7 protein-coding genes are annotated in these 10,902 nt (G+C 32.4%); 3 read left to right on the top strand and 4 right to left on the bottom strand.

Translation table 11 applies throughout. From position 1 onward, the window contains the following. Positions 1–69: 69 nt before the first annotated feature. A complete protein-coding gene (locus tag ACH2BG_RS00785; protein ID WP_395045831.1) occupies positions 70–690 on the bottom strand; it encodes an L-threonylcarbamoyladenylate synthase in 621 nt (206 codons plus the stop codon). 49 nt (positions 691–739) lie between these two features. Further along, positions 740–3,073 carry an ATP-dependent helicase gene (locus tag ACH2BG_RS00790; RefSeq protein WP_395045832.1) on the bottom strand — a complete coding sequence of 778 codons (2,334 nt, stop codon included), beginning with the start codon at positions 3,071–3,073 and terminating at the stop codon, positions 740–742. Positions 3,074–3,248: 175 nt separating this feature from the next. Between ACH2BG_RS00790 and ACH2BG_RS00795 the strand changes: the two genes are divergently transcribed. Beyond that, positions 3,249–3,770 (top strand): hypothetical protein, encoded by a 522-nt coding sequence (locus ACH2BG_RS00795; RefSeq protein WP_395045833.1) that lies wholly within the window; start codon positions 3,249–3,251, stop codon positions 3,768–3,770. A 49-nt stretch (positions 3,771–3,819) separates the two neighbouring features. On the opposite strand, the gene ACH2BG_RS00800 is transcribed toward ACH2BG_RS00795, so the two are convergent. Together ACH2BG_RS00800 and ACH2BG_RS00805 are read right to left on the bottom strand one after the other, a co-directional pair. After that, on the bottom strand, positions 3,820–5,571 hold the full coding sequence (locus tag ACH2BG_RS00800; protein ID WP_395045834.1) for a carboxypeptidase-like regulatory domain-containing protein: 1,752 nt from the start codon (positions 5,569–5,571) through the stop codon (positions 3,820–3,822). Between the two features lie 72 nt (positions 5,572–5,643). After that, positions 5,644–7,707, bottom strand: a complete 2,064-nt coding sequence (locus ACH2BG_RS00805) for a M1 family metallopeptidase (protein ID WP_395045835.1) — start codon at positions 7,705–7,707, stop codon at positions 5,644–5,646. A gap of 113 nt (positions 7,708–7,820) precedes the next feature. Between ACH2BG_RS00805 and ACH2BG_RS00810 the strand changes: the two genes are divergently transcribed. Together ACH2BG_RS00810 and recG are read left to right on the top strand one after the other, a co-directional pair. After that, positions 7,821–8,555, top strand: coding sequence for a diphthine--ammonia ligase (locus ACH2BG_RS00810; protein WP_395045836.1), 735 nt, complete (start codon positions 7,821–7,823; stop codon positions 8,553–8,555). Between the two features lie 213 nt (positions 8,556–8,768). Next, positions 8,769–10,874, top strand: a complete 2,106-nt coding sequence (gene recG, locus ACH2BG_RS00815) for an ATP-dependent DNA helicase RecG (protein ID WP_395045837.1) — start codon at positions 8,769–8,771, stop codon at positions 10,872–10,874. Positions 10,875–10,902: the final 28 nt, after the last annotated feature.

The following is a 10,902-nucleotide window of genomic DNA, read 5'->3' on the forward strand; positions in this document are numbered from 1 at the left end:
CGATCTCATTTTAAATTTAGGAACTATTTGTATTTATGAAAAAACTTAGTCTGCAAAACGACCGTTGTATTACAAGATATCTAAACTTCCTTTTCCTTCACGAATTACTTCTGGTTCATGGCCTGACAAATCGATAATTGTCGAGCCAATGTTATCACCATATCCGCCATCTATGACCAAATCGACAAGGTTCTGCCATTTTTCGAAAATAAGTTCTGGATCGGTTGAATATTCTAAAACTTCGTCTTCATCGTGAATTGAAGTTGAAACGATAGGATTTCCTAACATTTTTACAATTTCTAGTGCAATATTATTATCTGGAACACGTATTCCGACCGTAGTTTTCTTTTTGAATTCCTTTGGCAAACTGTTATTTCCTGGCAAAATAAAAGTATATGGTCCTGGTAAAGCTCGTTTTAAAATTTTGAAAGTCGAAGTATCTATTTGCTTTACATAATCGGAAATATTACTCAAATCATGACAAACAAAAGAGAAATTGGCTTTTTCGAGCTTGATTCCTTTTATTTTTGCGATTCGCTCTAAAGCTTTGGTATTGGTAATATCGCAACCCAAACCATAAACGGTATCGGTTGGATAAATGATTAGCCCGCCATTTTTTAGCACATCAACTACTTTTTTGATGGCTGCTTCGTTGGGATTGTCTGGATATATTTTGATGAATTGACTCATATTCGTTTATTTTTTAATTGTTAATTCGTTAAAAAACTAATGTATAAATTTACCCTATCACATCTAACTTTGCAAAACGCAACAATAATTTTTTAATTCCGCCTACTTCAAACTTTATTTCCGCTTTTTTATCAGCACCAGCGCCTTCAAGATTTAAGATTTCTCCTTTTCCGAAGCGTTCATGCATGACTATATTTCCTGCAACCAATTTGTTATCAAATAAATTTGCATTACTAGATCCAGAATTACTTGAAACAGGTTTTAGTTTGCGAATATTTATATCGGATTTGGGTTCGTTATCTGTAATATATTTGGGTGGCGTTCCTGTTATAGGTTTTGCTAATCTTAGTTTCGATTTATCTACATCACCAAAAATATCATGATCTATTTGAGGTTTGTATCTATAATTTGTTTCAGGTGGCGTGAGATATTCTAAATATTCGCCATCTATCTCTTCGATAAATCGCGAAGGCTCACTATCAGTCAGTTTTCCCCAACGATAACGTGATTGCGCATAGGTTAAATACGCCTGATGCTCTGCACGAGTTAAAGCTACATAAAATAATCGGCGTTCTTCTTCGAGTTCACTTCGGGTACTCATACTCATGGCACTTGGAAACAAGTCTTCTTCCATTCCTACGACAAAAACCGTTGGAAATTCCAAACCTTTTGCTAAGTGAATCGTCATTAGTGCTACACGATCTTCATCGGAAGTATCTTTGTCTAAATCAGTTGCCAGCGCAACGTCTTCTAAAAACTCGGATAAAGCACCACGAGCACCATCTACTTCTACTTGACCATCGGTAAAATCCTTGATACCGTTTAGCAACTCTTCAATATTTTCAATTCGGGCGATACCTTCCGGTGTTCCGTCTTTTTTGAGTTCCTGAATATATCCTGTTTTTTTAGCCACATGATCGGCAAGAAAAAATGCATCTTGAGTTTCATTAATAGCCTGAAAACTTTTTATCATAGTCACAAAATCTTGCAACTTTGTTTTGGTACCGGAATTTAATTTTAAATCGATTTTATCAATGACTTCCATCACTTCAAAAATAGATCGTTTGTAATGATTGGCTGCAATTGTTAGCTTTTCGACAGTTGTATCTCCTATTCCACGAGCTGGATAATTAATAACACGAATAAGTGCTTCTTCGTCTTTTGGATTGATAACCAAACGCAAATAACACAGCACATCTTTTATTTCTTTCCTTTGATAGAAAGATAGTCCACCATAAATTCGGTACGGAATATCACGCTTTCTCAAAGCGTCTTCCATAGCACGAGATTGTGCGTTGGTGCGATACAAAATGGCAAACTGACCGTTTGTCATCTGATTTGTCATTTTTTGCGTCCAGATTTCTCCTGCCACAAAACGTCCTTCATCGTTGTCGGTTACGCTTCGGTTTACTTTTATTTTTTGACCAAAATCGTTGGCTGTCCAAACTACTTTATCGAGTTTGGTTTTATTTTTATCAATAACAGAATTCGCCGCTTCAACTATATTTTTTGAGGAACGGTAATTTTGTTCCAATCGAAACATTTTTACATTTTCGTAATCTTTTTGAAAATTTAAAATATTATTAATGTTGGCACCACGGAAACCATAAATGCTTTGTGCATCGTCGCCCACAACACAAATATTTTGAAATCTATCCGACAAAGCGCGAACAATTAGATACTGCGAATGGTTTGTATCTTGGTACTCATCGACCAAAATATATCGGAAACGATCCTGATATTTCATTAAAACTTCAGGAAAACGGGTTAGTAATTCGTTGGTTTTTAATAATAAATCATCAAAATCCATTGCTCCAGCTTTAAAACATCTTTCGACATAATTCTGGTAAATTTCGCCTAAACGAGGCTTTTTTGCCATCGCATCAGACTCTTGCAATTCTGGATTATTGAAGTAAGCTTTTACAGTAATTAAACTGTTTTTATAAGACGATATTTTACTAAAAACCTGTTTTGGCTTGTAAATATCTTTGTCTAATTGCATTTCTTTGATAATAGCACCGATTAATCGTACCGAATCTTGTGCATCATAAATCGTAAAATTACTTGGATAACCTAATTTATCTGCTTCCGAACGAAGAATTCTTGCAAAAACGGAGTGAAAAGTTCCCATCCAAAGGTTTTTAGCTTCGGCATTTCCTACAATATCGGAAATACGTTTTTTCATTTCACGTGCTGCTTTGTTAGTAAATGTGAGCGCGAGAATATTAAAAGCATCGACACCTTGACTCATCAAATTGGCAATTCTTACTGTAAGTACACGTGTTTTTCCTGAGCCTGCTCCAGCAATTACAATCATTGGTCCATCTTTTTGTAAGACAGGTGCTTGTTGTGCTTCGTTAAGTTGGCTGATGTATTTTTGCATAATATTTAAAGTGGCAAAGGTTGTAAGTTACTGAGTTTCTAAGGTTTTCTCATGAACAACAAAAATACGTTTAGAAAAGTTGTATTACAATTATTTTTTTAAGTTTATTTGCAGAAGAAATGTCAATTTCAAAAATCAATTTCAATGTTAATGTCAAAAATCAATATCAATAAAAATGGATAATTCAAAAATATTAGAAATTCTGGCTTATACTTTACCATCAATAATTACTGGTGCTGTGGCTTATTATTTGTTTAATTCTTATTTTAAAGACCAGCAAAATACGCGTCGTTGGTTGTTACAAAAAGAAAATCAGAAAGATTCGTTGCCTTTGCGTTTACAGGCTTATGAGCGTATGGCTTTGTTTTTAGAACGCATCAATCCTTCGAATTTATTAATTAGAATTACTCCTTTTTCTTCGGATAAAAATCAATACGAAAGCTTAATTATTGAGCATATTAATCAAGAATATGAGCACAATATTACCCAACAAATTTATGTGAGTGACGAATGTTGGACTTTAATTCAAACTGCAAAAAATACGACTATTCAAAATATTCGTAAAACTAACATGAATGAGAAAGTAGATTCTGCAAATAAACTTCGTGAAACTATTTTGAGAGATTTGTTAGAAAGCCAATCTCCGAGTACGATTGCTTTGTCGTTTTTGAAAGATGAAGTGGCTTCCTTTTTATAAATAAAAAAACCTTCTCACTTGAGAAGGCTTTTTTTATTCCTATCTAATACTATCTTTTGACATGAGCTGTTAATTGAATCGTGTGTTGTATTCCTAAAGTATCATAAAAACTGCCATTAGCGGTCAAATCTACAAATTCACCAACATTTCCATAATTAATCAGATGAAAAGATAAGGTATTGGGCATTTGAGTATTAATAAATCTAGTTGGTAAATCAATACCGGAAATAACGTATGGAGGAGAATTAAATGTTCCTAAATTTGTTGTAGGAGCCTCAATACGAATATTAGGGGCATCGTAAACCTTAATAGCCTCAAGTTTAAATCTTCCACCACCATTTCCTCCGCTGGCAATTACACTAAAACCATTTGTTTCTATATAGGTTATAGTCGCATTGTTATCTATTTTGCATGTTATATAATTATACATTGCAGTACAGGTCTGTAAATTTCCTACATTTATATTATTACCAGTAAATGTGTAATTGGCATTCTCTGTTTGTTGATGACTATCAAAATCAAAACCCTGAAGGCTAAAACTATTTATTGAGGTACAATTACTAGCATTAATGGTAAACCCTCCGTTAATAACTGATTGAAAAACACTTCTATTTGGGGTTTTAAAATAGACATATCCGTTAGTAACGTTTGCATTATTACATTTCAATACATTACCTGTAATAATAATAGGCTGAAAATTAGTTACTACAACATTGGGTAAAGTAGTATCTGAACTAAAAGGTCCAATAACTGTAGTATAAATGATAGTTCCGCAATCATCATAAACATTCATAACAATAGCTTCATTAGAAGGTATTAAGCCACTAATATTTCCATGTTCATCAGTGTAACTTGTTGCAGATATGTTATCATTTCTAACCAACCCTACACCCATGCCTGCTAAGGGGTTTCCATTAATATCTAAAATAGTAAGTGACAAACTAACTGATGAAAATGGATCATCACAATTCCACCATGAAAAATGAGATACCTTACCTACATATAAATTTCCTTGTCTGGTTGCTACTCCTTCTTCTTTCCAATACCCGTTTTTTTCATCAAAATGCCATAACGGAATGGTATTAGGTGCAGAAGCTAATTGTGTATCATCAATTTGAAGAGAAATTTCTGCTGTGTGTCCTGTGGCAATTTGTAGTTTTTGACCGCCGTTATTCCCATACAGCTCAACATTAAGCATACCATACGTTTCCAACACTTTTTCTTGTCCGTTTTTGTCTTCAGCGTATAACATTCCTGGCATTAAACTGCTTAAATTATCGTCTGATGGAGTCAAATGAAAGGCTGAAACATTAACAATACCTTTGTACGATCTTCCATACTCATCTTGAAATGCTCCGTCAAAAACTATTTTAGTTCCATTACTCATTAAAACTTCAGACCGAACACCTGATTCAATATATTGAATGCTATTATACGATGTCAACATTATTGTAACTCTGTTTTTCCCCAAAGTGGGAACCATAGATCTAGAACCATCTATATAACCTGATTTAGCAACCTTGATATGTGCAAATTTTTTAAAAACAAAAGCATCATTAATAAGGAAAACACCATTTTCATCTGTTTTTACAATAGAATTACCAATAGTAACTGTTGCATTTTTAATGGGATTGTTTTGCTCATCTACAACTTGACCGATAAAATCACGGGCTACTCCTTCTCCAAAATTTTTAGAAAATTCAGTATTTGAATTGTTATGAGAGACGTCATCATTTGGATTACAACTTAAGAATAATAAGGCTGAAAATAATAAGGCGGCGAGAATTTTAAATTTAATCATAATAGTCTATTTAGTTTTGTTTATACTTAATAGATGGGTAATTTTAAATATGGTTGCGTAAAAATTAACACCTTATTTCTCACTTAAAAGAACAAACAAACTAACCTTTTCTCTTTCAGTTAGTTTCGGTAATAAATCATTAAAAAGCTTTCTGAATTCTTCTTTTTTAAGCATCGCACGAATGGTTTCTTTTCCAAATTTGACAAACTGCCATTTGTGATGCGTTGTAGCATTTACTAAAGATTGTAAAACTCTTTCGTCCGAAGGATTTATTTTAATTAAAATTTCTAAGGCATTTTGCCTAATCGAACTATCAAAACTAGTTGAAGCATAATTTACAATTTCATTATATAATTCGGCTTTTTTGGTTGGTTCATATTCCTTAGTTCCCAAAGCTAATGTGAGCCAAATTATACGAAGATTTTTATCGTTTCTTCCTTGCCAATCTTTCGATTTTTCTAGTAATATTGTTCGGTTTTCAGGAAATTGTGCCCACAAATTTTGCAATGCTATTTCTCTTGTTGCATAAGATTTATCGTCTAAAAAACTTTCATATTGTTGTTTGAATTCTAAAGGAATCTTCGGTATTGTTTCAGCAACAGCTTGACGGATATTCACATCACTACTTTTCATTGCTATTTGTATTAATTCCTTTTTCTCATCGAAAGAAATAACTGCTAATTGATGTATTACTTCTTGTTTGATGGGATAAAATGTATCTGATTTTAATATGTTTTCAAACTGAGTTTTCTTTTCTGCAAACGGGATATTCTCGTTTTTTTGTAAATCTAAATACTGTTTTATAAATTTATTTTTGCTTAAAACAATAATCGCTTCAGTAACATTGAAACCTGATTTTTCGAGCCAATTTTTCTTAAAATTAACTACATCATAATTAGAAACTTTTTTTATTTCAGCCAAAAAATCATCGGTAGTCACATTTTTAAATTTGTATTTATTTAGATAATTTTTTACTGCTTTTTGGAAGTTTTTCTCTCCAACTCCTTCTTTTAAAACATGCAAAGCCCAAGCGCCTTTTTTATAAAAAGAAAGTGAACTGGCTTTTTCATTTAGGATTGGAATGGTATCGGTTTTGCTGGCTTCTTTTAGTTCTTCAGCCATTTTTAATAATTCGTAATTAAAATGATCTTCTCCAAAAACTTTCTTTTCTGCCAAAAGTGCATAATAACTTGCAAATCCCTCCTGCAACCAATGATCTTTGCCAGATTTTGCAGTAATCATGTCACCAAACCATTGATGCGCCAACTCATGTGCGTTAACATTAATATAATTTCTATCATTGAAACCTATATCATCAACCACAAAATCTTGTGAGAAAATAGTTGCCGATGTGTTTTCCATTCCGGCATACAAAAAATCGTTTACAGGAACTTGTTTGTATATTTCCCAAGGATACTTCACTCCTATTTCAGTTTCAAAAAAATCGAATATTTCCTTTGAATACTTATATGTTGATGCAAATTTATCCTTGTCTTCTGATTTTAAATATTGTTCTAAAACAATTCCTGATTTCGAATTTAGAACTTGTTTTTCAAATTTCCCAATAGCAATCATCACTAAATAAGAAGACATTGGTTTTTGCATTTGGTAATGCCAAGATTTCAAATATTTATTTTCGGTATTTTGTATCAATTTTCCATTAGAAATCACTTGATAATCAGAATCGAAAACCACAGTCAAATTAAAAATTATTTTCTCATTTACATCATCAAAACTAGGCAACCAATTACTTGTATATTTCCCTTGACCTTGCGTCCAGATCTGAAGTCCTTCATTTTCTCCATTGAAATAAAGTGTTTGTTTTGGTGTTGCATAATAACTGAAATTTAATCGATTATTGCCTTTTTTAAAACCCTCAAAAAGTAACAATTCTTTATTATTATTTTTATATTCAACTGATTTTCCGTTAATAATTACATTATAAAAAACCATGTTTTTGCAATCAATTCTAATAGTATCGATAGGAGATTTTACATTAAAATCATAGGAAATCATTCCGCTAATAGATTTGGTTTCGTTGTTTGGATATAAACTAGCATTGCATTTTATAAAATCGACTTTTTGCGTTTGTTGTGCAAAAGAAAATACGGAAAATAAAAGAAGAATATATTTCATATGTAGATACTTTTTATTTTTTTATAGGAATATGGTATATTATTTGAATCTAAAGTTCAAAAATACAAAGGAATTTCTGACTTTTTAGTAAGTTTACACTCAAATAAAAAATTGTGAAAAAGAAAGCCATTTTTAATTGGAGTAGCGGAAAAGATTCTGCCTTGGCGTTATATAAAACTTTACAAAATTCGGAAATAGAAATTGTTTCGTTGCTTACCAGTGTTAATAAAAAATACAATCGCATTTCGATGCATGGTGTTCGTACTGAATTGTTAGAACAACAAGCTGAAAGCATTGGTTCACCGCTTCATATTATGGAAATTCCCGAAATGCCTAGCATGGAAGATTATGAAGAAGTGATGCGAGAAACATTAACAAAATTTAAAGAAAAAGGAGTAACACATTCTATTTTTGGAGATATTTTTCTAGAAGATTTGCGAAAATATCGGGAAGAAAAATTAGCCGAAATGCAACTAGAAGCTATTTTTCCGTTATGGAAAATTCCAACGAAAGATTTAATTCAGGAATTTTTAGATTTGGGTTTCAAAACTATTGTAGTTTGTGTTAATGAGAAAAATCTTGACAAAAGCTTCGTTGGTCGAATTATCGATGCACAATTTATTGCCGATTTACCAGCTGATGTTGATGTTTGTGGAGAAAATGGAGAGTTTCATACTTTTACATTCGATGGACCAATCTTTAAAAAACCTATCGAATTTGAAATCGGAGAAATTGTTTACAGAAAATACGAAAAACCAAAACAAGAATCTTCTAATACGGCTTGTGATACTAGTAGTTCCGATGCTTTCGATTTCGGATTTTGGTATTGTGATTTGATTCCGAAATAGGTTTTTGCCACAGATTTCACGGATTTTCATAGATTAAAAAAATTATATTTTATCTTCGCTTTATGCAACAAATAATATTGATTTTTTAAACCATATAAGACATATAAGTCCATTTAAGAATCTTATATGAATTTATATGCCTTATATGGTTCGAATTTAAAATTTTAAATTAAACCTTGTTATTGAAATTGATAATTGCCATTGAAATTAAATATGAATAATCTCTTCGAAACTCCCATAGAATATCTAAAAGGCGTTGGTCCGCAACGTGGGGATTTGTTACGCAAAGAGTTGGGCATTTATAAATACGGAGATTTAATTAATTTTTATCCAAATAGATATTTAGACCGAACCAAATATTATAAGATTAATGAATTACAGAATTCTACTGCAGAAGTTCAAATAATTGGTAAAGTCATTAATATAAAAACTGTTGAATTTGCCAAAGGAAAAAGCCGATTGGTTGCTACTTTTATCGATGATACAGGACAAATGGAATTGGTTTGGTTTCAAGGGCAAAAATGGGTAAAGGAAAGTTTAAAACTCAATGTAGTTTACGTCATTTTCGGAAAAACGACTTCTTTCAACAATACATTCAATATGGCGCATCCAGAAATGGAATTGTTAAGCGAACATGAGCAAAGCATACGTTCGGCAATGCAACCTGTGTATCCAAGTACCGAAAAACTGACAAATAGAGGGGTATCAAATAAGGTTGTAAACAAAATGATGCAACAATTGTTCTCGGAAACACATACTTTATTTTCGGAAACATTACCAAGTTATTTAATAGGAGAATTAAAGTTAATTTCTAAAAAAGAGGCGCTAATTAATATTCATTTTCCAAAGAATGCAGAAGCTTTGGCCAGAGCCCAATTTAGATTGAAATTTGAAGAATTATTTTTTATTCAATTGCAATTAATTACCAAAAACTTAATCCGAAAACACAAAATAAAAGGTTTTCCATTTGATAAAGTAGGAACTTATTTTACTGAATTTTTTAATAATCATTTGCCTTTCGATTTGACCAATGCTCAAAAAAGAGTACTCAAAGAGATTAGAAATGATATGGGAAATCCTGCTCAAATGAACCGATTATTACAAGGTGATGTTGGTTCGGGAAAAACTATTGTGGCTTTTATGAGTATGCTTTTGGCTTTAGATAATGGTTTCCAGGCTTGTTTAATGGCGCCAACAGAAATTTTAGCCAATCAACATTTTATAGGACTTTCAGAATTAGCTAAGGATTTAAATATTAATATAAAAATACTCACGGGTTCTAGTAATACCAAAGCTAGAAAAATCATTCATGAAGAACTCGAAAACGGAAGCTTAGATATTTTAATTGGCACACATGCTTTGTTGGAAGATAAAGTACAATTCAAAAATTTAGGCTTAGCAATTATCGATGAGCAACATCGTTTTGGTGTAGAACAACGCTCTAAATTATGGAAGAAAAATACGATTCCACCGCACGTTTTAGTCATGACTGCCACTCCAATTCCTAGAACTTTAGCCATGAGTTTGTATGGCGATTTAGATATTTCGGTAATTGATGAATTGCCACCAGGTAGAAAACTAATACAAACCGTGCACCGCTACGATTCTAACCGATTGAAAGTTTGGCATTTTATTCGTGATGAAATCGCAAAAGGCCGTCAGATATATATCGTTTATCCATTAATTCAAGAATCAGAAAAAATGGATTTTAAAGATTTGATGGACGGATACGAAAGTATTTCACGTGATTTTCCATTGCCAAAATATGCGATTTCTATCCTTCATGGAAAAATGAAATCCGCAGATAAAGATGCAGAAATGAAACGTTTTGCCGAAGGAAAAACCAATATTATGGTCGCTACAACAGTGATTGAAGTTGGCGTAAATATTCCTAACGCTAGTGTCATGATTGTAGAAAGTGCCGAACGTTTTGGCTTGTCGCAACTGCATCAATTGCGTGGTCGTGTAGGTCGTGGCGCCGACCAAAGTTATTGTATATTAATGACTTCTCACAAAATTGGTGCCGATTCTAAAACCAGAATGGAAACAATGGTTGCTACAAATGATGGTTTCGAAATTGCCGAAGTAGATCTCAAACTCCGCGGTCCTGGTGATATTATGGGCAAACAACAAAGTGGTGTCCTAAATTTACAAATTGCCGATTTAGTTCGTGACAAAGACATATTACTATTGGCTCGAAATTATGCTTTACAATTACTAAAAGATGATGCTCCTATGGAAAAACCCGAACATCAAACTTTACGAAAAGTATTTATAGAAATATCTAAGAAAAAAAATATTTGGAATTATATAAGCTAAAAAAAGCTGCTTCATTAATAAAATGATG

The sequence above is a fragment of the Flavobacterium sp. genome (assembly GCF_043779715.1).
GTDB lineage: Bacteria > Bacteroidota > Bacteroidia > Flavobacteriales > Flavobacteriaceae > Flavobacterium.

Coding starts and splice junctions, on each gene's coding strand:
- ACH2BG_RS00785 (WP_395045831.1), bottom strand. CDS start 690: ATGAGTCAATTCATCAAAATATATCCAGACAATCCCAACGAAGCAGCC.
- ACH2BG_RS00790 (WP_395045832.1), bottom strand. CDS start 3,073: ATGCAAAAATACATCAGCCAACTTAACGAAGCACAACAAGCACCTGTC.
- ACH2BG_RS00795 (WP_395045833.1), top strand. CDS start 3,249: ATGGATAATTCAAAAATATTAGAAATTCTGGCTTATACTTTACCATCA.
- ACH2BG_RS00800 (WP_395045834.1), bottom strand. CDS start 5,571: ATGATTAAATTTAAAATTCTCGCCGCCTTATTATTTTCAGCCTTATTA.
- ACH2BG_RS00805 (WP_395045835.1), bottom strand. CDS start 7,707: ATGAAATATATTCTTCTTTTATTTTCCGTATTTTCTTTTGCACAACAA.
- recG (WP_395045837.1), top strand. CDS start 8,769: ATGAATAATCTCTTCGAAACTCCCATAGAATATCTAAAAGGCGTTGGT.